A 14,065-nucleotide genomic window follows, 5' to 3' on the forward strand; every position below is an offset into this window, starting at 1 on the left:
GCAGCGACATGCAGTACGGAATCGCGTTCACCCCGCTCGTTCCCTCGCTGATCCTCTGGATCGCGATCGCCGCAATCGTCATGATCGCGGCCCTGCTGCTGCTCACCCGATCCCGCGGCGCCGCGGTGCGGGTGACTGCGCTCGCGCTGATCGTGCTGGCGCTCGCCAATCCATCCTTCACCCGCGAGGACCGCGAGCCGTTGAGCTCGGTCGCAGCCGTCGTGGTCGACAAGAGCCCGAGCCAGGATTTCGGCGACCGCAGCAGGCAGACGGCCCGGGCGCAGGCTGCGCTGGTCGACAGCCTGAAGAAGGTCAGGGGGCTCGAGGTTCGCGTGGTCGAGGCCGGACAGGCCGATGGCGAGACCGACGGCACCCATCTGTTCAGCGCGCTCTCATCGGCATTGTCGGACGTGCCGGTCGATCGCGTCGCGGGCGCCTTCCTGATCACTGACGGCCGAGTGCACGACATCCCCGCCAGTGCGTCCGCGCTCGGCTTCCAGGCGCCGGTGCACGCCCTGATCACGGGGGCCACGAACGAGCGCGACCGCCGGATTGCGATCTCGGCGGCGCCGAAGTTCGGCATCGTCGGCCAGATCCAGACCGTTACCTATCGGCTCGACGACCAGGGGGTGACGGGCGAGCGCGCGAAAGTCGTGATCCGGCGCGACGGCGAGACCATCAGCGAGCGTACGCTGCAAAGCGGCCAGACCTCCAGCGTCGACATCGACATCAAGCATGAGGGGCCGAACATCGTCGAGATCGAGGCTTCCCCGCTCCAGGACGAACTCACCCTGGTCAACAATCGCGCCGTGGTCTCGATCGAAGGCGTGCGCGACAAGCTGCGCGTGCTGCTCGTCTCCGGCGAGCCGCATTCGGGTGAGCGCACCTGGCGCAACCTTCTGAAGTCGGATCCCAGCGTCGATCTCGTGCACTTCACCATTCTGCGGCCGCCGGAGAAGCAGGACGGCACCCCGATCAACGAATTGTCGCTGATCGCGTTTCCGACCCGGGAATTGTTCCAGCAGAGAATCGGTGAATTCCAGCTCATCATCTTCGACCGCTATGCGCGCCAGGGCGTGCTGCCGATCGCCTATTTCGACAACATCGCACGCTACGTGCGCACCGGCGGCGCGGTGCTGGTGTCTGCGGGTCCCGACTACGCCTCGAGCACCAGCATCTGGCGGACGCCGCTCGATTCGGTTCTTCCCGCCGAGCCCGTCGGCGTGACCGAGAAGCCGTTCTATGCCGAGCTCAGCGACGCCGGCAAACGCCACCCGGTGACGCGGGGCCTCGAAGGCTCCAACAGCGAGCCGCCGCACTGGAGTCGCTTCTTCCGCACCGTCGATACCCGCAACGCGATCACGGCCCCGGTGATGACCGGCGCCAATGGCGAGCCGCTCCTGTTGCTGTCGCGCTTCGGCGAGGGCCGCGTCGCATTGCTCCTCACCGATCACATTTGGCTATGGGCGCGCGGCTATGAGGGCGGCGGCCCGCATCTCGACCTGTTGCGGCGGATTTCGCACTGGCTGATGAAGCAGCCCGATCTCGACGAGGAGGCGCTGCGGCTGCAGGTGCAGGGCAAGAACCTCGAAGTGATCCGCCAGACCATGGCGGACAGCGTCGCGCCGGTGACGGTGACCTCGCCCTCCGGCGCCACCCGCGAATTGACCTTGAGCCCGGGCGAACCCGGCGAATGGCGCGCGACGATTCCGGCCGGCGAACTCGGCCTGTGGCAGGCCACCGATGGCACGCTGAAGGCGCTGATCAATGTCGGGCCGACCAATCCGAAGGAGTTCTCCGAGGTCACCTCGACCACCGACACGCTGAAGCCGCTCGCGCAGGCGACCGGCGGCGACGTGCAACGTGTCGCTTCGGGATCAACCGTCGAGCTGCCGCGCATCGCGCCGGTGCATTCGACCAACGTGTTCCACGGCGAGGGCTGGATGGGCGTGAAGATGCGCGACGCCAGCGTCGTCAAGGGCGTCGGCGTACTGCCGGTGTTCGCCGGCCTGATCGGCCTGTTGCTGCTGCTCGGCGCCTTTGGCGCCACCTGGCTGCGCGAGGGACGCTGATGACATGCGAGATGCTTCGGCGCGGGGCGCGGTTGTCGCTTTTCGGGCTGGCCTTGACGTGTGCGCCCTCGCTGGCACAGGCCGCGCCGCCTGTTCCGGCTGAAGCATCCACCAAGCCGATCGGCACCTGCACCATCTGCGCGATGCTCTCGCTCGCCGACGACGTGATCTTCGCGCCTCCGCCGCTCCTGCGGCTGCCGGAGGCGGTGGAGTTCCTGTATCGGACGACCGGTGCTGAATTCGTCCACCTCAGGTCGACCGGCTCTGCGCCGCCGCACGTCGCGCAGCACAATTCGTGACGGCCGGCTCTACTGGGCCAAGCTCCAGTCGGGGCGGATCGGCCCCGAGACGCCATCGAACGCGCCGTCCGCCAACTCGGCGACCAGCAGCCGGTCGTAGTCGACCGGACCCGGCATGGTCGCTCTGCCCTTTGGCACGCGCTTGAAGCCGACGCGGCTGTAATAGGTCTCGTCCCCGACCAACAGCACCAGCCGGTGGCCCTTGGTCTTGGCGTCGGCGAGCGCGCGCTCGATCAGCGCGCGGCCGATGCCGTGCTTGCGGAATGGCGGCTCGACCGTCAGGGGCCCGAGCAGCAGCGCCTTGGTGTCGCCGACGCAGATCGGCAACTGCCGCACCGATCCGACCAGCAGCGTCCCGATATGCGCCGTGAAGGACAGGTCGAGCAGATGATCGACATGCTCGCGCAGCCGATAGGCCGAGAGCACGAAGCGGCCCGGCCCGAAGGTGCGCTCATGCAGCCGCTCGATCGCCTGCGCGTTGCCGGCGGCTTCCGGCAGGATGGTGAGGGAGAGGTCGTTCATGACGTCAATCGCGTTTTCGGCTCGGACGCAGGCATAAGCGAGGCGAACAGCAGCGTCCATAGCGAAAGCATGGCGATCGGCACCGTATAATAGGGCGTGACCACGGTATGGCTCATGAAGAAGGCCATGTTGACCAGGAGGTTCAGACCCACCACCAGCGCTATTCGCCTGGTGCCAGCCCCGCCGCCCGGCCGTACCAGCCATACGGCGCAGCCGATCGCAAGCAGCAGCAGAAGCGATTGCTGGTCGCCGGCATATTCCCGGATCACGCTGAAGGAGAAGTCCGGCGGGGCGACATCCTGCCCGCCATAGGTGGTGGCGAACGGGCTGCCGGCGTTGATGGCGTTCGCCACCAGTGTCGGCGCCAGTCCGACCAGGAAGGCGGCGCCGAACAGCCCGCCTTGACCGGCGAACGCGATCTTTCGCGTCCAGAGCAAGGCGATGGGGAAGAACAGAAGGCAACCGGCGCCGAGGAACAGGTTCGGCAGACGGAAATTGACGGACACTCCAAGCACCAGGCCCAGCGCGGCCGTCAGCCACGGCCGATGTACCGCCTGCGCGCCACCGAACAGGCGCGCGGTCAGCCAGCCGGCCACGGCGCAGACCATCATGGTCGGCGCCATCGAGTAGCTCGCCTTTGACGGATTGATCATCAGGTAGATCGCAAGGCAGCCGAAGGCGCCAGCCAGCACGACCGACACCGTCGTTCGCGCGGCGGCGATCGCGAGGATGGCGAAGGCGAACAGCAGGGTCGACGCCAGCACGTAGAGCGGGATGACCTGATGGCCTTCCGGAAACAATGCGAGCGCGAAACCGGTGCCGGGCGGATACTGGATCACCTGCTTCCCCGACGCCATCCTGGTGTGGCAGGGCGCCGTGGTGACGTCGGCCGCGGTGGGAAAGCCGATCTGCTTCAGTTTCGTCGTCAGGTAATGATCGTCGTCGCGCGAGATGTCGGTGTCGAGACCGGAGATGCCGAAACGCTGGAACAGATGCGCCTGCCTGAGATAGCAGACGTCGTCGAACACGCCGCGCGCCTCGTTCCAGCGCGACATCGACCCGACATTGCTTGCCAGCATCAGGAAGCACACAACGCCGCAGAGGAGCTTCAGGTGCTTCATGCCGACCTCAGCGCCAGGTCACGGTCGGCGCGCGGGCGTCGAGCACCTCGGCGATCCGCAACCGCGTGCCGGCGGTCGTATCGGGCGGCAGCGCGTCGGTTTCGAAAAAGCCGCAGGCGACGATCTCGCGATTGGGCTCCGGCAATCGGTCCTGCCGAAACTGCCGGACGACGAAGACGGCGACATGATCGCGGCGGGACGCATAGCTGTTGAAGAACAGGCCGTGCAGGGCCGGCGTGCCGGCAAGCTCGATGCGGCCCTCCTCGATGAGCTCGCGCTTCAACGCTTCCATCACGCTCTCGCCGACCTCGACGCCGCCGCCCGGCAGGTGCCAGCCCGCCACATAGCTGTGCTTGACCAGGAACACCCGCTCGTCCCTGTCGAGCACGACGGCGCGGACGCCCAGCGTCATGCCGCGGGCGAACCGCCAATAGAGATGAAAGAACCGGCGCAGCACCGGCTCCAGGCGGGACCGCCAGCCGGACATGGTCATGGAAAGCGGCGGCCCATCGCGTTTGATCCTTGCGCGGGCCCGGCGCTTGCCAATAGATGGGCGCGTCCTCGCGCGAGCATCGCAGGACCATCGTGCCGTGACGCACGGGCAATCGGGCGGGATCGCGCATCATGACAGTCTTCACGCTTGCCCATTTGTCCGATCCGCATCTGCCGCCCTTGCCGAAACCCCGCGCCTCCGAGCTCGTGGGCAAGCGCGCGCTCGGCTATCTGAACTGGACCCGCAACCGCCACATCCATCATCGGCGTGAGGTCCTGGATGCGCTGGTCTCCGACCTGCAGGCGCAGGCCCCCGCTCATATCGCCGTCACCGGCGACCTCGTCAACCTCGCGCTTGAAGCCGAGTTCGCGCCGGCTCTGGAATGGCTGAAAGGCGTCGGCCCTCCGGACCACGTCACCGTCATTCCCGGCAACCACGATGCTTATGTCCGTGCCACCCGCCACCGCTTCGCCCAAACCTTCATAGATTACCTCCAAGGCGACGACGGCTCCGGCGCCACCGGCTTTCCCTCGCTGCGACGGCGCGGTCCGCTCACGCTGATCAGCCTCTCGACTGCGGTGCCGACGGCACCCTTCATGGCGACGGGAACGCTCGGGTCCACCCAGCTTGCCAAACTCGAGCCGTTGCTCGCGCAATCCTCCGTTGAGCAGACCTTTCGTGTCCTCCTGGTTCATCACCCCCTGCGTTCGACTTCGCGAATCAAGCGACTGACCGACGCCGACCAGTTGATCGCATTGCTGCGGCGGCACGGTGTCGAGCTGGTGCTGCACGGCCACGACCACGTCCATTCCACGATCCGGATCGACGGCCCGAACGGCGCGATCCCGGTGATCGGCGTGCCGTCGGCGTCGGCGCGCCGGCATGGGCGCCATCCGGCCGCCGCCTACAACCTCTACCAGATCGCGCGCGACGATGCCGGCTGGCGCTGCGAGCAGATCGTGCGGGGGCTGGACGACAAGCTTCAGATGCGCGAGCTGAGCCGGGCGCGGCTCTACTAGAGTCCATCAAACCAGGCTCGCGACCAGCGCCACCGCGAACAGCGCGAGCGCGCCGAGCAGAAAGCCGAGCGCGAACGTCAGGAGCCTGCCGCGACGCCGCGGCTTCTCGACCTTGACCCGCTCGCGTGCGGGCAGCACCGACAGCGCGTGCTCGCGCTCGATCATGCGACGGGCGACATAGTCCGTCACCGCACCGACGATCGCCGCGACGTCATGCGATTCCGCGAGCACGATGCGACCGAACCGCGTGTCCTGCACGAAGCGGTAAATGCGCTTGTCGCGCCCCATCACGATGTGGGCCACGACGTCGATCCACAGCCTCGGCGTCTCGCCCTGGCTGAGCGCGCGGTCGAACAGGTCGACCTCGCCGGGCACCTGCGCGAACAGGGGATCAAGCGCCTCGTGCAGGATCTCGAGCCGCGCCACCTCGGCATCGCGCAGGTCGACCACGACGCCGGTGCGGTCGGCGGCCTCGATCCGTGCCTGCCGCAGCGCGTCGCGCAGGCGGATCGGACCCTCGCCACCCTTCGCACCCGCACCGTCACTTCGCGCCTCTGACATCGGACGGCCTTGTTTCTGACAGGCTTTGGCCCGGATTAACCTAGCAGCAACCGCGTGCGTCGCAAAGGCCGTTCATTTCCAATAGCTTGTCACCTCATCTCACAAAGATGGGCGGCTCCCTCCGGCAAACCGGATGGAGCCGCCCTCCCCTTGGGCCTTCTTCTAACCTTTTCGCGGTTCAGGCAGCGGAGCGGTTCGGCTCCTCGACGATGGAGAAGCGCACGCCGGCCTGGTGGCGGTGCTCCTCCGACACCTCGCGCCAGCAATCCTCGGCTTCCTTGCGCGTCTTGAACGGGCCTCTGACCTGGGCCGAGCCTTCCACGAGCTTGTGGAAGTTCATCGAGCCGAACTCACCGCCAATCACCCAGAAATTGCTGCCTTTGATCATCGTCAGTCTCCTGTTAGCCGAGCTCTTCGTTTGAGCATGATCTTTTCGGAAACCGGTTTCCACTTTTCCGCATCATGCTCTAGCCGAACTGGTTCATCGTGTTGTGGGCGCCGCCCGCCTTCAGCGCGGCTTCACCTGCGAAATACTCCTTGTGCTCGTCGCCGATATCGGAGCCGGCCATGTTCTGATGCTTGACACAGGCGATACCCTGGCGGATCTCCTGGCGCTGGACGTTCTTCACATAGCCGAGCATGCCCTGCTCGCCGAAATACTCCTTGGCGAGATTGTCGGTCGACAGCGCTGCCGTGTGATAGGTCGGCAACGTGATCAGGTGATGGAAGATGCCGGCACGCTTGGCTGAATCGGCCTGGAAGGTGCGGATGCGCTCGTCGGCTTCGATAGCCAGCGGCGTATCGTCGTATTCCGCCTTCATCAGCTCGGCGCGGTTGTACCTGCTGACATCCTTGCCGGCTTCCTTCATCGCATCGTAGACCTGCCAGCGGAAGTTGAGCGTCCAGTTGAACGACGGCGAGTTGTTGTAGGCCAGCTTCGCGTTCGGAATCACCTCGCGGATCCGATCGACCATCTTGGCGATCTGATCGATATGCGGCTTCTCGGTCTCGATCCACAACAGGTCGGCGCCGTTCTGCAGCGAGGTGATGCAGTCGAGCACGCAGCGGTCTTCACCGGTGCCGGGACGGAACTGATAGAGGTTGCTGGCGAGCCGCTTCGGACGCATCATCTTGCCGTTCCGGCTGATGATGACATCGCCGTTCCGGGCGTTCGCAGCCGTCACTTCCTCGCAATCGAGGAAGCTGTTGTACTGATCGCCGATGTCACCCGGCTTGTGGCTCACGGCGATCTGCTGCGTCAGGCCGGCGCCGAGCGAGTCGGTGCGGGTCACGACCACGCCGTCTTCGACGCCGAGTTCGAGGAAGGCATGGCGGCAGGCCCGGATCTTCGCCAGGAACACCTCGTGCGGCACCGTCACCTTGCCGTCCTGGTGACCGCACTGCTTCTCGTCGGAGACCTGGTTCTCGATCTGCAGGGCGCAGGCGCCCGCCTCGATCATCTTCTTGGCGAGCAGGTAGGTCGCCTCGGCATTGCCGAAGCCGGCGTCGATGTCGGCGATGACCGGCACGACGTGGGTCTGGAAGTTGTCGATCCTTTCGATCAACGCCTTTTCCTTCGCCTTGTCGCCTGCCTTGCGGGCCGCGTCGAGGCTGCGGAAGATGTCGTTGAGCTCGCGGGAATCGGCCTGACGCAGGAAGGTATAGAGCTCCTCGATCAGCGCCGGCACCGAGGTCTTCTCGTGCATCGACTGGTCGGGAAGCGGCCCGAACTCCGAGCGAAGCGCGGCGATCATCCAGCCGGAGAGATACAGATAGCGGCGGTCGGTCTTGCCGAAGTGCTTCTTGACCGAAATCAGCTTCTGCTGCGCGATGAAGCCATGCCAGCAGCCGAGCGACTGGGTGTACTTGGTGGGATCGGCGTCATAGGCCGCCATATCGGCGCGCATCAGCGCCGCTGTGTACCGGGCGACGTCGAGACCGGTCTTGAATCGGTTCTGCAGACGCATGCGCGCCACGGCCTCGGCGGTGACGCCGTTCCAGGTCGGCTTGGTCTTGAGCAGCGCCTCGGCGGCTGCAATCTCGCTCAAATAGGAAGCCGGCCCCTGGATAGCCTGGTCACCGATCCCGCGTGGCTGGTAGGTCATCTGCTTGATCCTTTTCGTGGCACTCGTCTTCGCCTTCCCATCAACATTCTTGACAGTGCAATGCGAAATGCGTGTCAGGAGCTAAACGCCGGATTCACGAAGGAGTACATATAGCTTGAATTTGAATGGTGATGCCATGTAACATTAATACTTGTCTTAAATGTCGTTTTGTAAACTATGTCACAAACTAGGTCAGCAATCCTGCCATGCCCGGCAATTCCGCGAAGAAACTGTTCGTTGGCCCGAGATTCCGGCGCGTCCGCCAGCAGCTCGGCCTGTCGCAGACCCAGATCGCCGAGGGGCTCGGCATCTCGCCGAGCTATGTCAACCTGATCGAGCGCAACCAGCGCCCGGTGACCGCACAAATTCTGCTGCGGCTCGCGGAGTCCTACGATCTCGACCTGCGCGACCTCGCCACCGCCGACGAGGACCGCTTCTTCGCCGAGCTGAACGAGATCTTCTCCGATCCGCTGTTCCGCCAGATCGACCTGCCGAAGCAGGAATTGCGCGACCTCGCCGAGCTCTGCCCCGGCGTCACCCACGCACTGCAACGGCTCTACGCGGCCTACACCGAGGCACGACAGGGCGAGACGCTCGCCGCGGCGCAGATGGCCGACCGCGAGGAAGGCCCGCGCTTCGAGGCCAACCCGATCGAGCGGGTGCGCGAATTGATCGAGACCAACCGCAATTATTTCGCCGAGCTCGAGCAGGCCGCCGAATCCCTGCGTGACGAATTGAACGCGCCGGCCGAGGGGCTGTTCGCGGCGCTCGCCGCCCGCCTGCGGGAAAAGCACTCGATCACGACCCGGATCATGCCGGTCGACGTGATGCGCGAGACGCTGCGCCGCTTCGACCGCCACCGCCGCCAGCTCCTGATCTCCGAGCTCGTCGATGCTCCGAGTCGCGTGTTCCAGCAGGCGTTCCAGCTCGGCCTCACCGAATGCAATGGGCTGATCGAGGCGATCATCGCCCGCGCCGGCAAGCTCGACGACGCGCCGCGCCGGCTCTACCGCATCACGCTCGCGAACTACTTTGCCGCCGCCGTGATGATGCCCTACCAGGCCTTCCACACCGCCGCCGAGGCACTGAGCTACGACGTGCACGTGCTGGCGCAGCGCTTCAACGCCGGCTTCGAGCAGGTCTGCCACCGCCTCACGACTCTCTCGCGGCCGAACGCGCGCGGCATCCCGTTCTTCATGCTGCGCGTCGACAACGCCGGCAACGTCTCCAAGCGCTTCTCGTCGGGCACGTTTCCATTCTCCAAGTTCGGCGGCACCTGCCCCTTGTGGAACGTGCATTCGACCTTCGACACGCCCGACCGCCTGCTCAAGCAGGTGATCGAGCTGCCCGACGGCACGCGCTATTTCTCGATCGCGCAAATGGTGCGGCGGCCGGTGGCGCCGCATCCTTTGCCCGAGCCGCGCTTTGCGATCGGGCTCGGCTGCGAAATCCGCCACGCCGCGCGCCTCGTCTATGCCGCCGGCATGGATCTGGAGAAGACCGAGGGGACGCCGATCGGCGTCAACTGCCGGCTCTGCGAGCGCGAAAACTGCAGCCAGCGCGCCGAGCCGCCGATCACGCGCACGCTGATCCTCGACGAAAACACGCGGCGGGTGAGTTCGTTTGCGTTCTCCAATGCGAGGGAATTGTGAGGCGGCCGCTGTCGTCATTGCAAGAAAAGTTGGTAGGATGGGTAGGGCGAAGCGAAACCCATCACGAGCCCATCACATGATCGTCGCCGATGATGGGTTTCGCTTCCAGCCTTTGCTGCTCGGGTATCGAGCAAGGAGTCGCTCTATCCATCCTACGAGGCTCAACCCACCTTGCGCGCGACCGCGTTCTCGCGACGGGAATCGTCCGAGCTTTGCAAAGAGATCACCCTCAATAAAGCAAGAGGGCGCAGGGAAGACCGGGCACCGGCTGGTGCCCATGGCCCCCGTGCACAAGGAAAGCACGGGGTAGGAACCACAGGCTCAGCCGAGAATACCCGGCCTTCCCTGCGCGATGGTTTACGGCTTATACGTGATCTCCCTGGTGCGCCGGGCTTGCTGGCCACCATCGCCTCGCAGCTCATCGATCCTACGAGACTTGATATCAGCGTCGGGATATCAGGACCACACGATTTCGCCGTCCGCGCGGACGCTGCTCGTCTGGCAGCGCCACTCGCGTCCACCGCATCCTCGCCTCGCGTCTCGTGACGATCGCGATACGCCCTCACATCGAGGCGGGACGGGCGGATTATGCCTCTGATTTGGGGTCGGCGTCAAGCGTCCTTCCGATAATCGGAAACAATCCACCGCGACAGATTGGCACGACGGGCAGCTTACGCCTGGCGCGCATGCGTTTGCCGCGCGCCGAGCCCGGCCACGAAATCGCGCAGCGCAGCGCCGATTTCGGCAGGCGCATCTTCCTGAACGTAGTGAATGCCCGAAACGGTGACCTCGTGCTGGTTCGGCCAGTTCCGGCAGAACTCCCGCGCCCTTCCGATCAGGAGCGAACCCGGATCGACGTTGATAAAGAGCTTTGGCAGCGGCGAACGCGAAAGCCAGGCACCATAGTGCTCGACGATGGCGACGACGTCGGCCGGCTCGCCCTCGATCGGCAATTCACGCGGCCAGACGAGCGTCGGCACCCGCGCCTCGCGCTGCCGGAACGGCCGACGGTAGGCGTCCATTTCGGCATCGCTCAAGCCGCGGATCACGCTCCTGGGCAGCAGGATTTCGACAAAGAAATTCTCGTCCAGCACGAGCCGCTCGCCGTCCGGCGAGCGGAGCGCGCGGAAGAATTTGTCGCGGCCCGCGGGCAAATCCTCCCAACGCCGTGCAGCCACGATCGCTTCCATGTAGGCGATGGCGCGGATCTGTTCCGGGTAGCGGCAGGCGCGGTGGAAGCCGAGCGCCGAGCCCCAGTCATGCAAGACCAATGTCACATTTGCGGTGAGCCCCAGCTTCTCGAACCAGGCGTCGATATAGCGTGCGTGATCGGCGAACCGATACGCGCCCGACGGTGACGGACCCGATTGTCCCATGCCGATGAGATCGGGGGCGAGGCAACGTCCCAGCCCGCTGACATGGGGGATGATGTTGCGCCACAGATAGGATGACGTGGGATTGCCATGCAGGAAGACGATCGGATCGCCTTCCCCTATGTCGACATAGCTGATCTCGCTGTCCAGCACCTTTATCCACCGTCGCGGGTGCGGATCGTTGGCCGTGATCGGCATGTTCTTCGTTTCGGTCATCGCAGAACTCCGTTGCTGCTTTCAGACAGGCACAGACATAGGCTCTCGCGGCCTGCGCATGAATTCGCTAATCTTGCGCCATGGCCGATCGTTTTCGCACAGATGGAACCCGACGGATGGACTGGGAGGACGTCCGGTTCTTCGCGGCGCTGGCGCGTCACGGCAGCCTGTCGGCCACGGCGCGCGCATTGCAGGTCAACCACGCCACCGTCGCGCGCAGGATCGCCGCGTTGGAGCAGACCCTGCGGATCAAGCTGTTCAAGCGCCAGCCGGGCGGCTACGAGCTCACCGCCGCCGGCCACAAAGCGCTGGAAGCCGCCGACGGCATGGAGAGCGCGGCGACGGCGCTGTCCCGACTCGAACCCGAGCAAACGCTGACGGGCCTCGTGCGGATCACCGCCACGCCGAGCTTCGCGGAGACGTTTCTCATTCCGCGACTCGGCTTGTTCCATCGGGAGCATCCACAGCTCGACCTGGAGATCATGGCCGAGCGCCGTCCGCTCAGCCTCAAGCGCTACCAGTCCGACATCGCACTGCGCTTCGGCCGGCCTGAGCACGGCGAGCTCCTCGCCCGCCGCGTCGCCAATCTTGCCTATCGTTTCTATGCGACGCCTGCCTGGCGCGACCGACTCAAGAACGGCGCCGTCCCCCGCTTCGTCGGCTTCGACGAGGCGGGCGCCGAATTCGCGGAGGCATTGTGGCTGGCGCGTCAGTTCGGCAACCCGTCGCTGGCGCTTCGCTGCAATAACCAGACCGGTCAGATCGTGGCGGCGCGTGCCGGCTTCGGCATCGCGATGCTGCCGCACTTCCTGGCGGCCGGCGATCCGAGCCTGGTCGAGGTGCAATTGCCGAAGGCGCCGCTGATCCGCGAGCTGTGGCTCGTGACCCGAAGCGAGAGGCAGGTGAGCCCGCGCATCCGCGTCGTCAGCGATTTCCTGGTCGAGCTGATCAGGCGGGAGCGGCCACTGTTCGAGGGAGTGTGAACGGTCGCCGAAACGGCTTTGCTTGCGGCTGATGACTCCGTTAGGGTCCGACGTAAGCTGGCGTGCCTGCTCCTCCCGGGTCCATCGCGATGACTGACACTGCTCTCGTGGCTCTGATAGGGGCGATTGCCGCCGGCGACCAGGCGCTGGCGCTCGGCATGCTCGGGACAACGCCGGCGCTCGCACGGGCCACGCTCGCGCGAGGTGCCAGTCGCAAGAGCGCAAGCGATCACTACATCGATGAGATCGCCCACTATGCTTATGGCGGCGACACCGCGCTCCATCTTGCGGCTGCGGCCTATCGGCGAGACGTCGCGCAAAAACTCGTCGGCCTCGGCGCCGACATCCGGGCGCGGAACCGTCGTGGCGCGGAGCCGCTGCATTATGCCGCCGACGGGCTGCCGGGGTCACGCGGGTGGAATCCGGCCGCACAGGCCGCCATCGTGACATGGCTGATCGCGGCGGGCGCCGATCCGAACGCAATGGACGGAAGCGGCGTCGCTCCGCTGCATCGCGCCGTGCGCACGCGGTGCGCGTCGGCGGTCGCGGCCCTGCTCGAGGGCGGCGCCAACCCCTTGGGCAGAAACAAGAGCGGCTCAACTCCGATGATGCTGGCGCTCGCAAACACCGGGCGCGGCGGCTCGGGCACCGCCGCAGCGAAAGCGGAGCAGGTGAAAATCGTGCAGTTGCTTCAAAAACATATCGCCGAACGCAACTAGCTCGGCTTTCGATCGCTTGCGCTGCTCGTCACGCCATCCGGTTGACAGAAACGACCTTATCGATTTGATAGAACATCGTGCTTTGAACATTTAAATCGTCCAAGGATTAGCAATTGCGGACACTATTTTCAGCTGGATTCGCATTCCTTCTGGCGGCCTGCTTCGCCGCCGTCTGGCTTCTCTACGATCAGCAACATGCAGCCGGGATGCAGGACGGTATCAGGCAGGCTCTGACAGCGGTTGTCATCGGCTTCGCCGTCAATCTCGCTGCCGCCGGTTATGCCGTGTTGTTTGGAGTCTCGCGGCTGGAGCTACGGCTTCAGCGCGCAGGAAACATCCGCGAGTTCGGGCCGGTTGTGGATTTCTGGACCGTTCCCTCGCCAGGAAAGCCATGGTTCATTCTCTTTGGAGGCCAGCAGACGAACGACCTCAAAGACTCGGAGTTCCGCGTTAGTTTCTCGACGGTGTTCGCCTTCGCTCGCATCAGCGAGATAATCAAGCAGCTTTATGGAATGGAGACTTTGATCGTCCTGAAGTGCATCCGTGACATCGACGATTGGGATCTGGTTTCATCCTCGAACGTCGTACTCCTCGGCGGCGTGGTCAGCATACCAAAAATGTCGGATGTGTTCGGTCTTCTGCCCTTGCATGCACGACAGGAAATACGCCGGGGAGCCCGGCAAATCGTCTTGTCGGATGGCTATGCCTCGACGGTATTCCTGCCGAAACTGATAAACAACCTGGTGGTCGAAGACCACGCACTGGTTACGCGGACCATCAACCCGCACAATCGGTCATCGCTATTCACCATTTCCGGCTGCCGCGGTGCCGGCACAGGCGCCGCTGCGATGGCGATCACATCGAAGGCTCACTTCAACGCCAGTGGCTTTTCCAAAGGCGCTTCGTTTCATGAAGTTGTCGTCAGCGCCA

General features: G+C 64.9%; 14 protein-coding genes. 7 read left to right on the plus strand and 7 right to left on the minus strand.

Translation table 11 applies throughout. From position 1 onward, the window contains the following. The first annotated feature begins 8 nt into the window (after positions 1–8). Positions 9–2,072, plus strand: a complete 2,064-nt coding sequence (locus JOY90_RS21700) for a hypothetical protein (RefSeq protein ID WP_291693158.1) — start codon at positions 9–11, stop codon at positions 2,070–2,072. Further along, a complete protein-coding gene (locus tag JOY90_RS21705; protein WP_291693159.1) occupies positions 2,072–2,371 on the plus strand; it encodes a hypothetical protein in 300 nt (99 codons plus the stop codon). Before JOY90_RS21700 ends, JOY90_RS21705 begins: the two co-directional genes overlap by 1 nt. Before the next feature lie 9 nt (positions 2,372–2,380). On the opposite strand, the gene JOY90_RS21710 is transcribed toward JOY90_RS21705, so the two are convergent. The 3 genes from JOY90_RS21710 to JOY90_RS21720 are packed head-to-tail and all read right to left on the minus strand — an operon-like array spanning position 2,381 to position 4,507. Further along, complete coding sequence (locus JOY90_RS21710) at positions 2,381–2,893, minus strand: GNAT family N-acetyltransferase (protein ID WP_291693160.1); 513 nt, start codon at positions 2,891–2,893, stop codon at positions 2,381–2,383. Further along, positions 2,890–4,014: a hypothetical protein gene (locus JOY90_RS21715; RefSeq protein ID WP_291693161.1), complete on the minus strand. Its 1,125-nt coding sequence runs from the start codon at positions 4,012–4,014 to the stop codon at positions 2,890–2,892. Before JOY90_RS21715 ends, JOY90_RS21710 begins: the two co-directional genes overlap by 4 nt. Before the next feature lie 7 nt (positions 4,015–4,021). After that, positions 4,022–4,507 (minus strand): NUDIX domain-containing protein, encoded by a 486-nt coding sequence (locus tag JOY90_RS21720; RefSeq protein ID WP_291693162.1) that lies wholly within the window; start codon positions 4,505–4,507, stop codon positions 4,022–4,024. Positions 4,508–4,638: 131 nt separating this feature from the next. Here JOY90_RS21720 and JOY90_RS21725 point away from each other — a divergent pair, with 131 nt between their 5' ends. After that, on the plus strand, positions 4,639–5,526 hold the full coding sequence (locus tag JOY90_RS21725; RefSeq protein WP_291693163.1) for a metallophosphoesterase: 888 nt from the start codon (positions 4,639–4,641) through the stop codon (positions 5,524–5,526). Positions 5,527–5,532: 6 nt separating this feature from the next. On the opposite strand, the gene JOY90_RS21730 is transcribed toward JOY90_RS21725, so the two are convergent. The 3 genes from JOY90_RS21730 to JOY90_RS21740 form a co-directional block, all read right to left on the minus strand. Beyond that, the gene (locus tag JOY90_RS21730) at positions 5,533–6,087 is read right to left on the minus strand and encodes a hypothetical protein (RefSeq protein WP_291693164.1); all 555 of its coding nucleotides are present in this window, start codon (positions 6,085–6,087) and stop codon (positions 5,533–5,535) included. Between the two features lie 178 nt (positions 6,088–6,265). Then, positions 6,266–6,475: a hypothetical protein gene (locus JOY90_RS21735; protein ID WP_291693165.1), complete on the minus strand. Its 210-nt coding sequence runs from the start codon at positions 6,473–6,475 to the stop codon at positions 6,266–6,268. A 79-nt stretch (positions 6,476–6,554) separates the two neighbouring features. After that, positions 6,555–8,192, minus strand: a complete 1,638-nt coding sequence (locus JOY90_RS21740) for an isocitrate lyase (protein ID WP_291693166.1) — start codon at positions 8,190–8,192, stop codon at positions 6,555–6,557. A gap of 206 nt (positions 8,193–8,398) precedes the next feature. Here JOY90_RS21740 and JOY90_RS21745 point away from each other — a divergent pair, with 206 nt between their 5' ends. Continuing rightward, positions 8,399–9,844: a short-chain fatty acyl-CoA regulator family protein gene (locus JOY90_RS21745; RefSeq protein WP_291693167.1), complete on the plus strand. Its 1,446-nt coding sequence runs from the start codon at positions 8,399–8,401 to the stop codon at positions 9,842–9,844. A 671-nt stretch (positions 9,845–10,515) separates the two neighbouring features. Here JOY90_RS21745 and JOY90_RS21750 read toward each other — a convergent pair. Next, positions 10,516–11,433: a haloalkane dehalogenase gene (locus tag JOY90_RS21750; protein WP_291693168.1), complete on the minus strand. Its 918-nt coding sequence runs from the start codon at positions 11,431–11,433 to the stop codon at positions 10,516–10,518. A 116-nt stretch (positions 11,434–11,549) separates the two neighbouring features. Here JOY90_RS21750 and JOY90_RS21755 point away from each other — a divergent pair, with 116 nt between their 5' ends. From JOY90_RS21755 to JOY90_RS21765, 3 genes are all read left to right on the plus strand, one after another. Next, positions 11,550–12,416: a LysR family transcriptional regulator gene (locus JOY90_RS21755; RefSeq protein WP_291693169.1), complete on the plus strand. Its 867-nt coding sequence runs from the start codon at positions 11,550–11,552 to the stop codon at positions 12,414–12,416. Positions 12,417–12,505: 89 nt separating this feature from the next. Further along, positions 12,506–13,135 (plus strand): ankyrin repeat domain-containing protein, encoded by a 630-nt coding sequence (locus JOY90_RS21760; RefSeq protein WP_291693170.1) that lies wholly within the window; start codon positions 12,506–12,508, stop codon positions 13,133–13,135. Between the two features lie 113 nt (positions 13,136–13,248). Then, positions 13,249–14,065: hypothetical protein (locus JOY90_RS21765; protein ID WP_291693171.1), on the plus strand; the 817-nt coding region annotated here is incomplete at its 3' end.

This window comes from Bradyrhizobium sp. (genome assembly GCF_019242285.1).
Lineage (GTDB): Bacteria > Pseudomonadota > Alphaproteobacteria > Rhizobiales > Xanthobacteraceae > Bradyrhizobium.

What these genes read in the sequence shown, in the direction of transcription:
- JOY90_RS21700 (WP_291693158.1), top strand. Translation starts at nt 9, where the DNA reads ATGCAGTACGGAATCGCGTTCACCCCGCTCGTTCCCTCGCTGATCCTC.
- JOY90_RS21705 (WP_291693159.1), top strand. Translation starts at nt 2,072, where the DNA reads ATGACATGCGAGATGCTTCGGCGCGGGGCGCGGTTGTCGCTTTTCGGG.
- JOY90_RS21710 (WP_291693160.1), bottom strand. Translation starts at nt 2,893, where the DNA reads ATGAACGACCTCTCCCTCACCATCCTGCCGGAAGCCGCCGGCAACGCG.
- JOY90_RS21715 (WP_291693161.1), bottom strand. Translation starts at nt 4,014, where the DNA reads ATGAAGCACCTGAAGCTCCTCTGCGGCGTTGTGTGCTTCCTGATGCTG.
- JOY90_RS21720 (WP_291693162.1), bottom strand. Translation starts at nt 4,507, where the DNA reads ATGACCATGTCCGGCTGGCGGTCCCGCCTGGAGCCGGTGCTGCGCCGG.
- JOY90_RS21725 (WP_291693163.1), top strand. Translation starts at nt 4,639, where the DNA reads ATGACAGTCTTCACGCTTGCCCATTTGTCCGATCCGCATCTGCCGCCC.
- JOY90_RS21730 (WP_291693164.1), bottom strand. Translation starts at nt 6,087, where the DNA reads ATGTCAGAGGCGCGAAGTGACGGTGCGGGTGCGAAGGGTGGCGAGGGT.
- JOY90_RS21735 (WP_291693165.1), bottom strand. Translation starts at nt 6,475, where the DNA reads ATGATCAAAGGCAGCAATTTCTGGGTGATTGGCGGTGAGTTCGGCTCG.
- JOY90_RS21740 (WP_291693166.1), bottom strand. Translation starts at nt 8,192, where the DNA reads ATGACCTACCAGCCACGCGGGATCGGTGACCAGGCTATCCAGGGGCCG.
- JOY90_RS21745 (WP_291693167.1), top strand. Translation starts at nt 8,399, where the DNA reads ATGCCCGGCAATTCCGCGAAGAAACTGTTCGTTGGCCCGAGATTCCGG.
- JOY90_RS21750 (WP_291693168.1), bottom strand. Translation starts at nt 11,433, where the DNA reads ATGACCGAAACGAAGAACATGCCGATCACGGCCAACGATCCGCACCCG.
- JOY90_RS21755 (WP_291693169.1), top strand. Translation starts at nt 11,550, where the DNA reads ATGGACTGGGAGGACGTCCGGTTCTTCGCGGCGCTGGCGCGTCACGGC.
- JOY90_RS21760 (WP_291693170.1), top strand. Translation starts at nt 12,506, where the DNA reads ATGACTGACACTGCTCTCGTGGCTCTGATAGGGGCGATTGCCGCCGGC.